At 75.3% G+C, this 16,864-nt stretch carries 14 protein-coding genes; 12 read left to right on the forward strand and 2 right to left on the reverse strand.

Going from position 1 to position 16,864, the window contains the following annotated elements:
• Positions 1-202: 202 nt before the first annotated feature.
• Together MUU72_RS11715 and MUU72_RS11720 are read left to right on the forward strand one after the other, a co-directional pair.
• Positions 203-1,270: an HpcH/HpaI aldolase/citrate lyase family protein gene (locus MUU72_RS11715; RefSeq protein ID WP_248013123.1), complete on the forward strand. Its 1,068-nt coding sequence runs from the start codon at positions 203-205 to the stop codon at positions 1,268-1,270.
• A gap of 5 nt (positions 1,271-1,275) precedes the next feature.
• Positions 1,276-2,145, forward strand: a complete 870-nt coding sequence (locus MUU72_RS11720) for an HpcH/HpaI aldolase/citrate lyase family protein (RefSeq protein ID WP_248013228.1) — start codon at positions 1,276-1,278, stop codon at positions 2,143-2,145.
• Between the two features lie 39 nt (positions 2,146-2,184).
• Here the strand turns inward: MUU72_RS11720 and MUU72_RS11725 are convergent, their stop codons facing one another.
• Positions 2,185-3,300, reverse strand: coding sequence for a CapA family protein (locus MUU72_RS11725; RefSeq protein ID WP_248013124.1), 1,116 nt, complete (start codon positions 3,298-3,300; stop codon positions 2,185-2,187).
• A 154-nt stretch (positions 3,301-3,454) separates the two neighbouring features.
• A complete protein-coding gene (locus MUU72_RS11730) occupies positions 3,455-4,486 on the reverse strand; it encodes a GlxA family transcriptional regulator (protein ID WP_248013125.1) in 1,032 nt (343 codons plus the stop codon).
• Positions 4,487-4,538: 52 nt separating this feature from the next.
• Between MUU72_RS11730 and MUU72_RS11735 the strand changes: the two genes are divergently transcribed.
• The 10 genes from MUU72_RS11735 to MUU72_RS11780 all read left to right on the forward strand — a co-directional run bounded on the left by MUU72_RS11735 (position 4,539) and on the right by MUU72_RS11780 (position 16,858).
• On the forward strand, positions 4,539-4,940 hold the full coding sequence (locus tag MUU72_RS11735) for a cupin domain-containing protein (RefSeq protein ID WP_248013126.1): 402 nt from the start codon (positions 4,539-4,541) through the stop codon (positions 4,938-4,940).
• Positions 4,941-5,369: 429 nt separating this feature from the next.
• Positions 5,370-6,662 carry a hydroxymethylcytosylglucuronate/cytosylglucuronate synthase gene (locus MUU72_RS11740; RefSeq protein ID WP_248013127.1) on the forward strand — a complete coding sequence of 431 codons (1,293 nt, stop codon included), beginning with the start codon at positions 5,370-5,372 and terminating at the stop codon, positions 6,660-6,662.
• Between the two features lie 88 nt (positions 6,663-6,750).
• Complete coding sequence (gene blsE, locus MUU72_RS11745; RefSeq protein ID WP_248013128.1) at positions 6,751-7,779, forward strand: cytosylglucuronate decarboxylase; 1,029 nt, start codon at positions 6,751-6,753, stop codon at positions 7,777-7,779.
• Positions 7,767-8,741 carry a CGA synthase-related protein gene (gene blsF / locus MUU72_RS11750; RefSeq protein WP_248013129.1) on the forward strand — a complete coding sequence of 325 codons (975 nt, stop codon included), beginning with the start codon at positions 7,767-7,769 and terminating at the stop codon, positions 8,739-8,741. Before blsE ends, blsF begins: the two co-directional genes overlap by 13 nt.
• A gap of 194 nt (positions 8,742-8,935) precedes the next feature.
• The gene (gene blsG / locus MUU72_RS11755; protein ID WP_282503970.1) at positions 8,936-10,237 is read left to right on the forward strand and encodes an arginine 2,3-aminomutase; all 1,302 of its coding nucleotides are present in this window, start codon (positions 8,936-8,938) and stop codon (positions 10,235-10,237) included.
• A complete protein-coding gene (locus MUU72_RS11760) occupies positions 10,234-11,415 on the forward strand; it encodes a DegT/DnrJ/EryC1/StrS family aminotransferase (protein ID WP_248013130.1) in 1,182 nt (393 codons plus the stop codon). Before blsG ends, MUU72_RS11760 begins: the two co-directional genes overlap by 4 nt.
• The gene (locus tag MUU72_RS11765) at positions 11,412-12,773 is read left to right on the forward strand and encodes an ATP-grasp domain-containing protein (protein WP_248013131.1); all 1,362 of its coding nucleotides are present in this window, start codon (positions 11,412-11,414) and stop codon (positions 12,771-12,773) included. Before MUU72_RS11760 ends, MUU72_RS11765 begins: the two co-directional genes overlap by 4 nt.
• Entirely contained in the window at positions 12,715-13,884 is a 1,170-nt protein-coding gene (locus MUU72_RS11770) for an MFS transporter (protein WP_248013132.1), read from the forward strand. Before MUU72_RS11765 ends, MUU72_RS11770 begins: the two co-directional genes overlap by 59 nt.
• 288 nt (positions 13,885-14,172) lie before the next feature.
• Complete coding sequence (locus MUU72_RS11775) at positions 14,173-16,065, forward strand: hypothetical protein (RefSeq protein WP_248013133.1); 1,893 nt, start codon at positions 14,173-14,175, stop codon at positions 16,063-16,065.
• A gap of 160 nt (positions 16,066-16,225) precedes the next feature.
• Positions 16,226-16,858, forward strand: a complete 633-nt coding sequence (locus tag MUU72_RS11780) for a class I SAM-dependent methyltransferase (RefSeq protein ID WP_248013134.1) — start codon at positions 16,226-16,228, stop codon at positions 16,856-16,858.
• Positions 16,859-16,864 lie beyond the last annotated feature (6 nt).

Below are 16,864 nucleotides of genomic sequence, written 5' to 3' on the forward strand. Positions count from 1 at the left end.
GGGCGGCGTACGGCCGGGGGTGATCGGGGCCGGTCCGCGGCGGGTGGGGCCGCCGCGGACGGGGTGGGGCAGGGGGGTGGGGCGTGAGGAAGGGCACAGGTACTGGTCGGTAACACGGCGTGGGGCGCGGGCCTAGAGTGGCGGCGGGTGGCCCGGCGCCCGGTGGGGCCGGGCCCGGTGGCCGTGCGAGCTGGGAGGCTGGGTGCGTTCTCCGAAGGACTTCTTCCGTCCGTTGGCCGTGGGGGCTCCGGAGCCGGTGCGGGAGGTGCCGTTCCGGCCGTCGCGGATGATCCACTTCTTCGATCCGGGGAATCCGCGGATGGCGGCCAAGGTGCCGGACCTGGTGCCGGACGTCGACGTGCTGCTGGGCAATCTGGAGGACGGGGTCCCCGCGGACCGCAAGGAAGCGGCGCGGGACGGGCTGGTCCGGATCGCGCGCGGTACGGAGTTCGGCGGCACGCAGCTGTGGACGCGGATCAACAGCCTCGACTCCCCGTGGGCGCTGGACGATCTGTGGACGCTGGTCACCGAGATCGGCGACCGGCTCGACGTGATCATGGTGCCGAAGGTGGAGGGCGCCGAGGACATCCACTACCTCGACCGGCTGCTGGCCCAGTTGGAGGCGAAGGCCGGGCTGGCCCGACCGATCCTGGTGCACGCGATCCTGGAGACCCCGCGCGGGGTCGCCGGTGTCGAGGAGATCGCGGGGGCCAGCCCGCGGATGCAGGGGATCTCGCTGGGCCCGGCGGACCTGGCGGCGAGCCGCCGGATGAAGACGACCCGGGTCGGCGGCGGGCACCCCGGCTACCTCGTGCGGGAGGACCCCGGGGCGGACGGCGTGGGCGGGCCGCGGGCGGTGTTCCAGCAGGACCTGTGGCACTACACGATCGCGCGGATGGTGGACGCCTGCGCGGCGCACGGGATCCTGCCGTACTACGGGCCGTTCGGGGACATCCAGGACACCGTGGCGTGCGAGGACCAGTTCCGGAACGCCTTCCTGCTGGGGTGCGTGGGCGCGTGGAGCCTGCACCCGGTGCAGATCGGCATCGCCAGGAAGGTCTTCTCACCGTCGCCGGACGAGGTGGCCTGGGCGCGGCGGGCGATCGCGGCGATGGGCGACGGGACCGGTGCGGTGATGCTCGACGGCAAGATGCAGGACGACGCCACGGTCAAGCAGTGCCGGGTGGTGGTGGAGCTGGCCGACGCGCTGGCGGCGCGGGACCCCGCGCTGCGCGCGGCGTACGCGGCGAGCGGTGAGGGAGCGGAGTGACGGTCATGGGTGAGGCGGCCGGGGCGGTGCGGGCGCGGCGTTCGGTGCTGTACATGCCGGGGGCGAACGAGCGGGCGCTGGAGAAGGCCCGCACGCTGCCGGCGGACGGGCTGATCCTGGATCTGGAGGACGCGGTCGCGCCGGACGCCAAGGAGGCGGCGCGGGAGCGGGTCGCGGCGGCGGTGGCCGCCGGCGCGTACGGCCGGCGGGAGGTGGCGGTCCGGGTCAACGGGCCCGGCACCCGGTGGTTCGCGGACGATCTGCGGGCGGCGGCGCAGGCCGGGCCGGACGCGGTGGTGGTGCCCAAGGTGGAGTCCGCGCGGACCGTGCGGGAGGTCGAGCGGCACCTGGAGGCGGCCGGCGCCCCGGACCGCACCGCGATCTGGGCGATGGTCGAGACGCCGCGGGCGATGCTGGACGCGCGTGCGGTGGCCGGGGCGAGCGAGCGGCTGACGGTGCTGGTGATGGGCACCAACGACCTGGCGAAGGAGCTGCACGCGGCGCACGTCCCGGGCCGGGCGCCGCTGCTGACCGGCCTGTCGCTGGCGCTGCTGGCGGCCCGCGAGGCGGGCAAGGCGATCCTGGACGGGGTGTTCAACGACGTGCGGGACGCGGCCGGGTTCGAGGCCGAGTGCGTGCAGGGCCGGGATTTCGGGTTCGACGGGAAGACGCTGATCCACCCCTCGCAGATCGAGCCGTGCAACCGGGTGTTCGCCCCGGCGGAGGCCGAGGTGGCCCGGGCCCGGAAGATCATCGACGCGTTCGAGGCGGCCGGCCGGGAGGGGCGCGGGGTGGTCACCGTGGACGGGCGGATGGTGGAGAACCTGCACGTCGAGGAGGCGCGGCGGGTGCTGGCGCTGGCCGCCGGGCAGTAGCGGCCCGGCGGGGCGGTGGTGCGCCGGTGCCGCGGCGGGTCAGGCCGGGCGGAGGGTCAGGGCCGGTGCCGGGTCCGCGGACAGGGCGCAGGGGGCGAAGCCGCCGGTGAGGCGGTCCAGGAGGGTGCCGAGCCAGCGGGCGTCCTCGCCGGAGGCGTGCCGCAGCCGCATCCGGTGCGCCTGGAAGGGGACGATCCGCAGGTCGCGGAGGCGGCCGGTGCCGGGGTCGAGGGCGGCGAGGTAGAGCGGGCGCAGGTCGTCGCGGTAGCGCTCGTAGCCGGTGATGCCCTCGTAGTCGTCGATGAAGTCGCCGCAGCCGTGCAGGATCAGCTTGCCCGCGTAGAGCTCCAGGGGGCGCGGGTGGTGCGAGGAGTGGCCGTGGACGAGGTCGACTCCGGCGTCGATGAGGGCGTGCGCGCAGGCGGTCTGGGCGCGGGGGACCGTGTAGCCCCAGTTGGCGCCCCAGTGCACGGAGACCACGGTCAGGTCGCCGGGGCGCCGGACGGCGTCCAGCACGGCGGCGGCCGCGGCGGCGGTGTCGGGCGAGGGGCCGGGGGCCCAGTGGACGCCGCTGTGCCGGGCGGTCGCGGCCCAGGTGCGCGGGACGCCGCTGGACGGCATGCCCAGGGCGAGGACGAGGAGCCGGTGGCCGCCGGGCAGCGGGACGGCCGCGGGGCGGCGGGCCGCGGCGGCGTCGGAGCCCGCGCCCGCCGTCCGCAGCCCGGCCGCCGCCAGGCTGCCGAGGGTCTCCGCGAGCCCTTCGCGGCCGAAGTCCAGGACGTGGTTGTTGGCGAGGACGACCACGTCGGGGCGGGCGGCGGTCAGGCAGGGCAGGTTCGCCGGGTGCATCCGGTAGTGGATCTGCCGGCCGGGGGCGAAGGTGCTCCGCCGGGTGACGCCGGTCTCCAGGTTGAGGACCCGGGCGGCGGGCGCGGCGGCGTCCAGGGCGGCCAGGGCGTCGCCCCAGGGATAGGGGTAGCCGACGGGGCGGGGGATCGGGCCGTGGGCCGCCTCGGCCAGTCCGACGTAGATCCGGGCGTCCTCGACGTACAGCTCGCGCAGCTCGGGGTCGCCGGGGCAGGGCAGGATCTGGTCGACTCCGCGGCCGAGCATCACATCGCCGCAGAGGGCCAGGGTGACGGGTTCGGCGGTCATCGGCGCTCACCGGCTTCCTTTTCCCAGATTAGGGGCCGGGCGGCGGGGCGGCCGTACGGCCGCCCCGCCGGGCGATGTTTCACGGGAAACGGCGTGTTTCACGGGAAACATCGCCGCCTCGCCGGGGCCGGGGCGGCGTGCGGTCTCGCCGCGCTCAGGCGATCCGGCGCGGCCCCTCGGCGCTCTCCGGGCCGAAGCGGCGGCGGTAGGCGGACGGCGTCAGGCCGGTCTCGCGGCGCATCAGGGCGCGCAGATGGGCCGCGGTACCCAGGCCGCTGCGCCGGGCGACCACGTCGAAGCGGGCCTCGCCGCGTTCGATGAGCCGGCAGGCCAGGGCGATCCGCTCACCGGTGAGCCAGGCCAGCGGGGTGGTGCCCAGCTGCGCGCGGAAGCGGCGGTGGAGGGTGGCCGGGCTGACCGCGGCGCGGGCGGCCAGGTCGGTGACGCCGAGCGGGGCGTCCAGGCGCTCCTGGGCCCAGGCCAGCAGCGGGGCGAGGGACTCGTCCGGTATGCGGGGCAGCGGGCGTTCCACGAACTGCCGCTGGCCGCCGTCCCGGTGGGCGGCGAAGACCAGCCGGCGGCTGACCGCGTTGGCGACCTCCGCGCCGTGGTCCCGCCGGACCAGGTGCAGGCCGAGGTCGAGGGCGGCCGCGCTGCCCGCCGCGGTGAGGATGTCGCCGTCGTCCACGAACAGCACGTCGGGTTCCAGGCGGACGGCGGGGAAGCGGGCCCGGAAGGCGTCCGCCCACTGCCAGTGGGTGGTGGCCCGGCGGCCGTCCAGGACACCGGCCTCGGCGAGGGTGAAGGCGCCGGTGCAGAAGCTGAGCAGCCGGGCGCCGCGGGCGCGGGCGCGGCGGACGGCGTCGAGCACCGCCGGGCGGCGGGGCACCTCGACGTCGGGGCGGTGCGGGACGATCAGGGTGTCCGCGGTGTCCGCGGCGGACAGCCCGGCGACGCCGCCGAGGGTGAAGAAGCCGTCGCGCATCACGGTCCGCGGTTCGGGGGCGCAGAGCGCGAAGTCGTAGAGGCGGTCGCGGCCGGTCTCGGGGCGGCGGAGGCCGAACACCTCGATGGCACAGCCGAGTTCGAAGGGGTTGGTGTTGTCGTCGACGAGGGCGACGACGCGGTGCAGGCGGTCCGGTGCGCGGTCCGCCACCGGGTCCGGTTGCGAGGATCGTTGCGGCATATGCGATTCCTAGCACTCACCCCGCCGGGCCGGGTCCGCACAGGATGGGATCATGAGCAACCAACCCCACCACCCGCTGGCGCTCGACGCGGCGCTGGCCTCCTTCGACGCCCTGTGGAGCCCCCGGATCGTCTCCCGGGTCAACGACTACGACGTACGGATCGCCAAGGTCGCCGGCGAGCACGTGTGGCACGCCCACGACGACACCGACGAGTTCTTCCTGGTGCTGGAGGGGGAGCTGTTCATCGCGCTGCGGGAGGAGGACGGGGAGCGGACCGTCCGGCTCCCCAAGGGCGCGGCCTTCACCGTGCCGCGGGGGGTCGAGCACAAGCCGTCCGCCCCGTCGGGCGCCTCGCTGCTGCTCTTCGAACCGACGGGGACCCTCACGGTCGGCGACCGGCACGAGGAGGTCCCGGACCACGTGGACGCGACCACGGGGCACGCCCTGAGCTGATCTCTCCGCGAGGCCGCCGGACCCGGCCGAGGCGGCCCCGGGCCGTTCCGGCCGGGCGGTCGTGCGCGTCCGGGGCGGGACCGCGTGCGTACGCCCGGCGCGGGGCGAAGCGCACGCGGGCGGTGCACGGTACCGACGCGGCGGTACGGGACCGGTGGTGGCCTCCGGGTATCCGGGCCGGTCCCGGGCGGGGGCCGGGCGGAGCAGCGGTCACTGCGGGTACGAGGTCCGGCCAGAGCTACGCGCATGCGGCCATGTCGGAAACATCAGGCAATGGGCCGCCCATGGCTGGAATCCATTGATATGGGGCTTGCGGGGGCGGGCGTCCGGGCCGGATCGTGAGGTGCGGCGCTCCTCCGCCCGGCGCCGCTCATGACGCCTTGCCGGGGGAGCAGATCTCCGTCTGCGCAAGGGAGTTGAGACGTCATCATGCGTCCAGGGCCCGGCCCCGCGGCCGTCACGGTCGCCATCGCCGGCATCGAGTTCGGCTGGGGCAGCTCCGGCAAGCTGAGCGCCGTCCTCACGGCGCTCCGGGAGCGGTCGGCGCGCCCCCTCCGGTTCGTCGGCCTGGCCTCCGGGCTCGGCCGGCCGCTGCTGGCCGGGCAGCCCGTCGAGCGGTGGTACGACCTGCCGGATGACCCCGGCGGGGCCCGCGCCGCGGTCGGCGCGGTGGCCCGGGACGAAGAGGTCCGGGCCGCGCTGGTGGTGCTGGACGGCGCCGCCGCCAAGGCGCTGGAAGGCGCCGGGGTTCCGACCGTGTTCGTGGACAGCCTGCCGTTCCTGTGGACCGACGGGGACCGCGACGCGCTGCCGCTGGAGGTCTCGGCGTACTGCGCCCAGCGGTGCCCCGAACTCCCCGACGCCTGCCGGGGGGTGCTCGATGCGGTCCGCGCCCTGCTGTGGGTCGAGGCGGTCATCGGGAGCGCCGGTCCCGGCCCCTGGCCGCAGCGCCGGCACGGTCCGCGGCCCGGCGGGACGGCGCTGGTCAACCTCGGCGGGCTGCGCGCCCCGGGACTGGCCGACTGGACGCGCTACCCCGGCATCGTGGTGCCCGCCGCGCTGGCGGCACTGGCCGCGTACGGCACCCGCGAGGTGCACGTGGCCGGGAACCTCCCGCCGGAACTGGTCGAGCGGCAGGCGGCGATGTTTCACGTGAAACGCGCGGCCGGGGCCGGGGGACCGCCGATGGCGGTGACCGCCGGGCCGCTCCCGCACCGGGAGTTCCTCGCCCGGCTGGCCGGCTGCGAGGTGCTGCTCACCTCGCCCGGGCTGACCACGCTGCTGGAGGCCGGCAGCCTCGGCGTCCCGACCGTCTGCCTGCCGCCGCAGAACCTGAGCCAGATCTTCAACGGACGCTTCCACAGCCGGGCGGTGGGCGCCGCGGTCCGGACCACCTGGCCGGCCTCGGTGGTCAGCGAGGAGACCGCGCTGGAGCGGCGCACCGGCGGCGAGGACGCGGCGCTGCGGGTCGTCTACGACGGCATCGCGGCGGCGTACGGCGACCGGGGCGCGGCCGCGGGCGGCGGTCCGGACGGACCGCGGCCCGAGGTGGTCGCCGCCGTCCGGGACGGGATCCTGACCGCGCTGCGGACCGCCGGGCGCGGCGCCGACTGGGGCGGACTGGCCCGCTGCGTCGGCACCGGCGGCGCGGCCCAGGTGGCCGACGCCCTGCTGGCGATACTCACCCGGGAGCCGCTGCCCGCCGCCCCGGCCCGGCCCTGACACCGCCCGGCCGCACCGGCCCCGACGGCCCCGCCCGTGGTCCGGACCGCTCCCGGAAAGCCCCCTCCACCAGGAAGATTCCGCTGCCATGTCCGCTGCACCCGCCGAGGCGCTGCCCGGCACACCGCCCGCACCGCGCCCCCGGTACCTGTTCATCCGGATCCTGGAAGCCTGCAACGCCGACTGCTTCATGTGCGAGTTCGCGCTCTCCCGCGACACCTTCCGGTTCTCCGCCGGGGACTTCGCCGAACTGCTGCCCAAGGCCCGGGCGGCCGGGGTGGGGTACGTGCGGTTCACCGGCGGGGAGCCGCTGATGCACCGGGACGTCGTGGACCTGGTCCGGGCCGGCACCGCCGCCGGGATGAAGATATCGCTGATCACCAACGGGATGCTGCTGCCGCGGATGGCCGCGCGGCTCGCCGACGCCGGGCTGGCGCAGGTGATCGTCAGCCTGGACGGCGCCTCCGCGGCCACCCACGACGTCTACCGGCGCTCCCCCGGGATGTTCGACAACGGGCTGCGCGGGCTGCGGGACGCCGCCGCCCTCGGCGTCCTGCCCCGGGTCAACACCGTCGTCGGTCCGCACAACTACACCGAGATGCCCGCCCTCCAGCGGGTGCTGACCGAGGCCGGGGTGCGGCAGTGGGAGCTGTCCGCGCTGAAGCTGGACCGCTCGATCACCTACCCCGACCCGGACCACGTCCGGGCGGTCTGCGACCCGCTGTACACCGCCGACCCGGACACCGTGCTGGTCCCGCTGGGCAAGCGGTTCTACGGCGACACCCCGGAGGAGCAGCAGCGGTACTTCGACGAGTCGGTGACCCCGCGGGCCTCCCGGCCGCTGTGCCACGTCGTCGACGACGTGATCTACCTCGACGGCAAGTACGGGCGGATGTACGCGTGCAGCTGCCTGCCGCACCGCGAGGACGACAGCGGACCGGGCGGTGCGCCGCTGCGCGAGGGCGGGGTGATCCACCTCGACACCCCGGTGTTCCGGCGCCATGCGGACTTCTTCCGGGAGCGGGGGCCCGAGCTGTGCGGCGGCTGCTCCACCACCGCCGCCGGCTACAGCGACGACGTGGCCCGGCTCGGGGCGGTGCCACCGTGGCGGTACTGAGGACCGGCGGGGCCGCCGACAGCGGTACCGGCCCGCTCCGCCACCGGGTGCTGCTGGTCTCGCGCGACGCGGAACTGGACTCGGTGCTGGCCCGGCGGCGGATCGCGGCCCACCTGGGCGAACTGCGGCCGGTGGCCGCCCGGTTCGCCCCGGACGGCCGGCCCGTCCCGGACGGCGGCGGGACCGCGCAGACGGCCCTGGTCTGCGACGACGACGCGACCGCCGGACACCTGCTGGACCGCGGCGTCCCGGTGGTCCACCTGCGCTCCGGGCACCGGGCCGGCGGCGTCGGCGGGGCCGCGGAGTCCCCGCCGCGCGGTGCGCTGTGCCGGGTGCACCGGCCCGGCTGGCTGCCCGGCCCCTGGCCCCCGTCCGGCGGCGCCCGAACGACCGGCGTACTGGCCCCGGCCCGGCCGGCCCGCGACCGGATGCGCACCGGCACCCTGCTGCTGCTGTCCCTGTGGGACGTCCCCGGCGAGCGGGTCGAGGGCTACGCCGCGGAGGTGCTGCGCCCGCTGGTCCGCGCGGCGGTCCGCCGGACCGGGAGCTGCACGGTGGTCTGCGACACCCGGACCGCGGCGGTCCGGGACGCGCTCGGCGGCCTGCCGCGGGTCCGCACCGGCCGGGCCGCCGACCCGGCCGTGGACGCCGACGCGCTGCACGCCCGCGCCGCCTGCTTCCTGGCCTCGCCCACCCTGGGCGCGCTGGCACTCGCCCAGGCACGGCGCGCGCCGCTGACGTTCCTGCCGCCCCTCGGGGCCGCCCAGCGGGACCTGGCGGAACGGGTGGCCCGGGCGGTGCCGGTGCCGGTGGCCGCCGACCCGGACGATCCGGCGCCGTGGGCCCCGCCCGGCGACCCGGCGGGCGGGCCGTGGCACCGGCTCGATCCGGCCGCCGACGACCTCCGCGGCGCCCAGCGCGTCGCCCGCACCCTGCGCCAGCTCTGCCTCGCACCCCTCTGACCCGCCCCGCACCGACCGCACCACGCCCGTCGCGGCCCCGCTCCGTCCCCCGACCCGTCCCGCCGTTCCGTACCGCCGTTCCGGCCGGACGATCCCTCCCGCCGATCCGTCCCGCCGACTCCCCTGCCGCACCGCCGACCCGTCCCGCACCGCCGACCCGTACGCGACCGACGCCCCGCCAACCAGGAGTGGCCATGTCCCGCACCACCGGCGAAACCGGCACCGCCGACAGCCCGCCGGCCCCCACCGGCCCGCCCGCCGACCCCGACACCTCCGAGTCCACCCGGCAGACCCAGGCCCCGCCCACCCGGCAGACCTCGCCCCCACCCACCCGGCAGACCTCGCCCCCACCCACCCGGCAGAGCTCGTCCCCACCCACCCGTCCCAGCGTTCCCCCCGACCAGTGGAACGACTGGCGCTGGCACATGCGCAAGCGCATCACCAGCGCCGAGAAGGCCCGCGAATGGCTCGTCCTCAGCCCCGGCGAGGAGAAGGCCATCGCCGAGACGGCCGGCACGTACCGCTGGAGCATCACCCCGTACTACGCGTCCCTGATGGACCCGCTCGACCCCGCCTGCCCCATCCGGCAGCAGGGCGTGCCCGCCCTCGGCGAACTGGCCGAGTACTCCGGCGCCGAGGTCGACCCGGTCGGCGACATGTACTTCCGCAAGACCAACCGCGTGGTCCACAAGTACCCGGACCGGGTGATCATGCTGATCACCGAGGCGTGCCCGGTCTACTGCCGGCACTGCACCCGCAAGTTCCACACCACCGACGTCTCCGGCACCTACTTCCGCGACAACGAGGGCGGCGCGTACGACGAGGACCTGCGCTACATCGCCGACCACCCCGAGATCCGCGACGTCCTGCTCACCGGCGGCGACCCGCTCTCGTACCAGGACGGCAAGCTGGAGGAGATCATCGCCGGGCTGCGGGCCATCCCCAGCGTGGAGATCATCCGGATCGGCAGCCGCTTCCCGGTGCTGCTGCCGCAGCGGATCACCGACGGCCTGTGCGAGATGCTCGCCCGCCACCACCCGGTGTGGCTGAACACCCACTTCAACCACCCCAAGGAGATCACCCCGGAAGCCGCCGCCGCGGTCGACCGGCTGCTGCGCCACGGCATCCCGGTCGGCAACCAGACCGTGCTGCTGCGCGGCGTCAACGACGACGTCGCCACCATGCGCACCCTGATGACGGAGCTGCTGCGGATCCGCGTGCGCCCCTACTACCTCTACCACTGCGACAACGTCACCGGCGTCTCGCACTTCATGACCTCCATCGAGAAGGGCTGGGAGATCATGGAGGGCCTCCAGGGGCACATCACCGGCTTCGGGGTGCCGCAGTACGTGCTGACCACCAAGCTGGGCAAGATCCCGCTCGCCCAGCCGTACTTCACCCCGACCGAGGACGGACTGCGGCTGCGCAACTACCGGGGCCAGGAGATGGTCGTGGACGCGTCCGTGCACCCGATCACGGAGGCCGATCTGCGATGAGCCTGGACAAGCGGCTGGGGCAGCGCTTCCTGCCCTACGGAGCCAACTACCTCGACTGGGCCGACCTGACCGAGCTGCGGGAGGCGATCGGCCACGGTGTGCTCTTCCGCTACCAGACCGAGCAGGAGTCCATCGCCTCCCGGCTGGAACGGCGGGTCGCCGAACGGTTCGGCGCGGCGCACGTCCTGGCGGTCCACAACTGCACCGAGGCGCTCCGCCTCGCCCTGATCTCCACCCGCCCGCGCACCGGCGACCCGGTGTACATCCCGGCCACCACCTTCGTCGCGGTCGCCGGGGCGGTGCTCTCCAGCGGACTGATCCCGGTCCTGGTCGACGTCGACGAGTCGCTGTCCCTGGACGCGTCGCTGCTGCCGGCCGGTGCCGAGCGGGTGATCGTCGCGCACATGGAGGGCACGGTCGCGCCGCTGCCCGAGGGCGTGCCCTACGTCATCGAGGACAGTGCGCAGGCGCTCGGCGCGCGGTTCCCCGACGGCCGGCACACCGGCACCCGCGGGTACGCCGGCACCTTCAGCTTCCACCACAACAAGGTGCTCACCTCCGGCGAGGGCGGCCTGGTGACCACCAACGACCCGGACGCCTGGCAGACCATGCGCTGCTACCACGACCACGGCTCGGCCCGGGTCCCCGGCCGCTACCCGACCTGGGACCAGGACGCCTACTACGGCGAGAACTTCGTCACCAGCGAGGGCGTCGCGGCCATCCAGTACCAGCAGTTCCGCCACCTCGACGCGTTGCTGGCCGGACTGGAGCGGCAGCACGCCCTCGCCCTGCAAGAGCTTCCCGAGCGCCGGGACCTGGAGGTGCTGCCGCGCGCCGAGGGCGACGTCAAGATCAGCCTGCGGTTCCGGTGGGAGAGCCGGGAGCTGCGGGACGCCGCGGTGGCCGCGCTCACCGCCAAGGGCATCGCCAACTGGACGCTGGGCAAGTACCTGCTGCCCGACCACCCGGTCCTCACCGGGCGGCGCTCGCTGTACGCCGACGGTTTCCCGTGGAACCTCGCACCAAAGGGGCAGCCGGCGGCCCTCAGCCGGGACGGCTTCGCCCGCACCCGCGACCTGCTCGACCGGACCCTGTGCATCCCGCTGTCGCCGGAACTCCCCGAGGACGAGCAGGTGCTCGCGGTCAAGGCGGTCCGCCAGGTCCTGGAGGCGGTATGAGCACCGGCAGCCGGCGGCCGGTGCTGCTGATGGCGGACGACCGGGCCACCTCCTTCACCCGGTACGCGGCCCGGGCGCTCCCGCACGACCTGGTGCTGCTGCGGTTCGCCGAGGCCCGCCGGGACCTCTCGGACGACTACCTGCGGCAGACCGCGCACCTGCCGGCGTTCTGGGTGCGCGCGGGCGTGCCGCTGGCCGAGGAGGCCCGCCGGTACCGGGCGTGGGCCCGGCGGCTGCCGCTGGCACCCGACCGGTTCTGCAACCCGTCCGAGCCGCGGCAGGCCCTCGCCCAGCGGTTCGCCGCGCTGGCCGGGCTGCCGCACCTGACCGAGCGGCAGGTGCGCTGGGTGCGCGACAAGGGCGCCATGAAGGACCGCTTCCGGGAGTTGGGGCTGCGCACCGCCGCGTACGCCCGGGTGACCTCCGCCGCGGACGTGGCCGCGTTCGCCGCCCGCTGCGGCTGGCCGGTGGTGCTCAAACCCGCCGACTCCTTCGCCTGCGTCGACACCTACCGGCTGGCCGGGCCGCACCAGCTGGCCGGTCTCGACCTCACCGCCCGGGACTGGCTGGTGGAGGAGCACCTGGGCGGCACCGAGTGGGAGGTCTGCGCGCTGCTGCACGGCGGAGAGGTGCTGGACGCCTGGCCGAGCGCCATGCCGTGCCGGCCGCTGGACATCGTCGAGGGCGCGATGAACGCCAACATCAGCGTCGCCACCGACGAGGTGCCCGCGCTCGCCGCCACCCCCGCCGCGTCCCGGGCCGCGCTGCGTGCCCTCGTCCAGACCGTCGCCACCGGCATGGGCCTCGACCACGGCTATGTCCACATGGAGTTCTTCCTCATCGGCGGGGAGGTCTACGCGGGCGAGATCGGGCTGCGGATCGCCGGCTGCGAGATCGCCGCCAACCACGGGCACGCCTACGGCTTCGACGTCTTCGGCGCCACCCTCGACGTGCACCTCGGCCGCCGCCCGCGGCTGCGCTACGGCGAGCGGCGGTGCGTGGGCGACCTGCTGCTGCCGCTGCCGGGGTCCGGGACGGTCCGCCGGATCACGCCCCGCGCGGAGCTGCTGCGCATCCCCGGCGTGCTCGACGCCGTTCTCAGGGTGCGCCCCGGCGATCCGGTGGCGGCCCGGCGCGCCTCGCACACCGCATCCGGCTACGTCCATGTGTCAGGAGCAACGATCCGTGAAGTGGAAGAGCGTATGCGCCAGGTCCTCGACGCCTTCACGATCGAGGTCGCCCCGGCGGTTCCGCGCCCTGCTGACCCGCCGCGGGGTGGCGGGCCCGGCGTGGTGGAGCGTGCTGGCCCGGCTGCCCGTCTACCTGATGTCCCTGGCCATGGTGCTGCTGGTCCGTGAACAGGGCGGCAGCTACGCCCAGTCCGGCACGGTCGCCGCCGCCTACACGGTCTGCATGGCGGTGGGCGGTCCGCTAATCGCCCGTCGGGCCGACCGGTCGGGCCCCCGGGCGGTCCTGCTCGTCACCGGCCTGGTGCATCCGGCGGCACTCGCCGTGCTGGTGTGGGCCACCGCACCGGGAAGCTGGGCCCAGCCCGCGGTGGCCGGCGTCGCCGGACTGGCGCTGCCGCCGGCCAACTCCGTGATGCGGTCGCTGTGGGCGCGGCTGCCGCTGGCGGACGGCGAGCGCGAACTGGCCTACCTCTGGGAGGCGCTGCTCACCGAGGTCCTGGTCATCACGGCGCCGCTGCTGCTCGCCGGCCTGATGCTGGCGGGCTCGGCGGGGCTCGCGCTGACCGCCGCCGCGGCGGCCGGCGGGGCGGGGGCGCTGGGTCTGGCCTGCACCCGGGCCGCCGGAGGCGGCAGGCGGCCCGCCGCGGACCGCGCGGCGGACGGCCGCGCGTCCGTCGTCCTGGGCCCGCTGCGGAACCCGGCGCTGCTGGCGCTCACCGCGATCATGGCGACCTGCGCCCTGCCCATCGGGCTGATGACACTGGCCATCCCCGCGTTCGTGGACGCGCACGGGGCACGCGGCGGCACCGGCGTGGTCTACGCGTGCTGGGGCGTGGGCAGTGCGGCCGGTGCGCTGTGGCTGGGGCGCGGACAGGCCGGGGTGGCGGTGTACCGGCGGTTCCCGCGCCAGGTGCTCGGCTACGCCCTGGGCACCGCACTGCCCCTGCTGGCCACGTCCGAGGTCGCCCTCGGGCTCGCGCTGGCGGTGGGCGGCGCCCCCATCGCACTGGTCTCGGCGAGCGAGATGACGCTGGTCGGCGCGGTCTCCGAGGAGCGGCAGCTGACCGAGGCGTTCACCTGGGCGTCGCTGGCGACGGTGGCCGGGGACGCGCTGGGGCAGCAGGCGGGCGGGCTGCTGATGGCGCCGCTGGGCCCGCGGGGCGTGTTCGCGGCCGCGTTCGCGGTGGCGCTGGCCGGCGCCGGACTGGCCTTCGCCTGCCGGGGCCTGCTGACCCGCGGCGTCCGCCCGGCCACGGTGAGCGCGGAGGCGGTGGCATGAACGGCGGCGGCCCTGGCGTGAAGGACGGCCCTGGCGTGGACGACGACCGTGGCCTGTGCGCAAGCGCTGAGATGCACGGGAGGCCGCCGCCCGGCGCCCCGTTTCACGTGAAACGGCCCAACTCCCCGTCGTTTCCCGTGAAACGGCCGAACGCCCCGCTGTTTCACGGGAAACGAGCCGCGCCTCCGATGTTTCACGTGAAACGGCGCGCCCGTCCCCCGCCGCCCGGCCGGCGCCGTCCGCCCCGAGCCCACCGCCCCCACCGCGTACGAACACGAGGTATCCCCCATGAAGCCTGCCGCCACCGACGCGCGGCCGCCCGAGCCCCGCCGACGGCTGGAAGGCCCCCTCTTCCGCCCGGTGAGCCTGGCGGAACTTCCGGACGCGGTCGCGGAGTTCCTCGCCGCACCGGACCGTACGCGGCCGCCGGTGCCCGTCGAGGGGCGCCCCGACCTGGCGGACAGTGCCCGCCTCGCCGACCGCCTCTACGCCGGCACCCGCATGCCCCCGCCCGTGGACACCGGCGTCCTCCTCGGCGAGAAGGAACTCCCGGACGGGACCGCGGCATTGGCCCGGCCGCTCGCCAGGAGGTGGGTCCACGAGGACGAACTCACCGGTGACGCCGCCGGATTCGCGGCCCGCCACCCCGGGGCGCTGCTGCTCGTCGGCGTCTACGACCGGCTCACCCTCGACCCGGTCCGCGCGCTGCTGCTGGCCACCTACCGGGGCCGGGAGCGGGCGCTGAGCCTGCTCAGCGGCCGGGACGGCGCCTCCGTCGCCTGGAACACCGCCAAGCAGTACGCGGTGGCGGCCGACGGGATCGAGGCGGTCGGACTGTTCACCGACACCGACCGGCCCCCGCACCTGCCCGGTGTCCGGGTCTACGACGACCGGGACTTCGCCCGCGCCGACATCCAGGGCGAGATCCTGCGCACCCGCTGGCGCCGGGTGGTCTTCCAGGGCCACGGCAAGGACGACAGCGTCAACCTCGGCGAGTTCACCATCTGCGGCCGCAACCCGGTGATCCCGGCCCAGCGCGGTCTGCTCGGCCCGCGGTGCGCGTACGGGCTGCCGTGCTACAAGCCGGAGGACAAGCTCGTCCCGCTGCACCGGGTGGAAGCCGTGGAGGTGGTGCTGAGCGCCTGCAACAGCGGACCGCTCGCCGACCTCGCGCTCTACGACCCCAAGTACCAGCTGCTGCTCAACGCCCTGGACGGCCCGGCCCGCAGCGTCGTCACGGCCGTCTCGGTGCACGACTCCGACCGCCCCGAGAACGTCGCCTGGATGCGCGCCGCGGTCACCGGCGCCGACTCGGTGGACACCCTCAACGCCAGCCTGGCCGGCTCCCACCCGTACCCGGCGTTCATGCGGCACGGCCTGCCCGCCGACCCCGGCCGCCTCCCGGCCGCGCCCCGCCCCGCCGACCACCGCCCGGATCCGCTGGTGCTCACCACCGGCCGCCGGCTCACCGCCCTGCTCGCCTCCGGACTGCTGGGGCCGCACAACCCGCTGCGGCCCCGGCTCACCAAACTCGCCCGCAAGGCGGACCTCTGGGCGGCCCGCCCCACCCACCTCGCCGACCAGTCGCCCGAGGAGATCCACCGCTCGCTCGCGGCGGACCTTCAGTCCCTCGACCATGTGATCGCCGAGCAGATCTCCCAGAACCCCGAGCACGAGATCATGAACTACCCGGCGCACTTCGGGGACCGCAGCAGCCTCGACCCCGAGGTCCGCGAGACGCGCTGCCACTGCGGGCGCCCGGCTCAGGAGTTCACCCGGCGCGGTCTGCTGCCGTACGTACTGGACACCGTCTGCGCGGTCTGCATGCGCTGCGGCGATGTCACCTTCCGGGTGCCGGACGCCCCGGCGCTGCTGGCGTACGCCGCCGACGAGGTCGAGCAGGGCGGGGTGCTGGAGGTCCGCGCCGTCCTGCGCACCCCGCGGCCCGGGCCGGTCCGGCTGGGCCTGTTCGTCCCCGGCTACCTGCGCGAGGACACCGCGGTGGAGCCGGCCGTCACCAAGGTCCCGGTCCCCGAAGGGCAGTCGCGGGACGTCCGCTTCCGCCTCCGCTGCGCCCCCGGGACCGCCCCGCAGGCGTACTACTTCACCGTCTACGCCGTCCAGGACCTCGCCGTGTCGACCGCCCGCCGCCACTTCGGCGTGGTCCCGCGGCGCGCCTGACCCGGCCCGTACCGGCCCCCCGCCCGCCGCCGATCCCCGTCCCCGACCCCGCACCCCGCCGCTTCCGCACCCCGTACCGCACGCCCGTACCGCACCACTGCACCACCGCACCACCTGCCGCACCGCACGCCGTATCCCGGACGCACGAAGGAGCGCTGCCATGGAGACCACGACCCCCACGGACCCGGCGAAGCCGGCCATCGAACTGATCGAGAACGACGGCGAGGTGACCCTCAGCATCGGCGGCGAACAGGCCATGCAAGCCTGGGAGCGCGACCTGATGTGGGCCGGCGCCGACCTGCTGTGCACGCACGGCCACGACTTCTACGAGGTCGGCCTCGGCCTCGGGCTTTCGGCGCTGCGCATCGCGCAGAACCCCGCCACCCGCAGCCACACCGTGCTGGAGCTCTTCGACGAGGTCGAGGAGCTGTTCCGGGAGCGCCACCCCGAGCTGCCCGCCAACCTCACCATCGAGCGCGGGGACTTCTTCCGGCGGATCTTCGAGCTGCCCTCGGAGTCCCTCGACGGGATGTTCTTCGACCCGGCCCTGGACATGGAGGTCTGGAAGGACGCGGACCTGTGGGCCCGCACCATGCCCGAGGTGGTCCGGGTCCTGCGGCCGGGCGGGGTGTTCATCCCGTTCTTCAGCACCACCCCGGAACTGCGCTGGCAGTACCTGCCGCACTTCCGCACCATCCGCGTCCACCGGCACCGCTACACCGCGTACGACACCACCGAGTACACCTACGGCACCAGCGGCGACGCCTACATCCAGTGCTTCCAGAAGGACTGAACGACG

The organism is Streptomyces rhizoryzae, assembly GCF_023155275.1.
Classification (GTDB): domain Bacteria; phylum Actinomycetota; class Actinomycetes; order Streptomycetales; family Streptomycetaceae; genus Streptomyces; species Streptomyces rhizoryzae.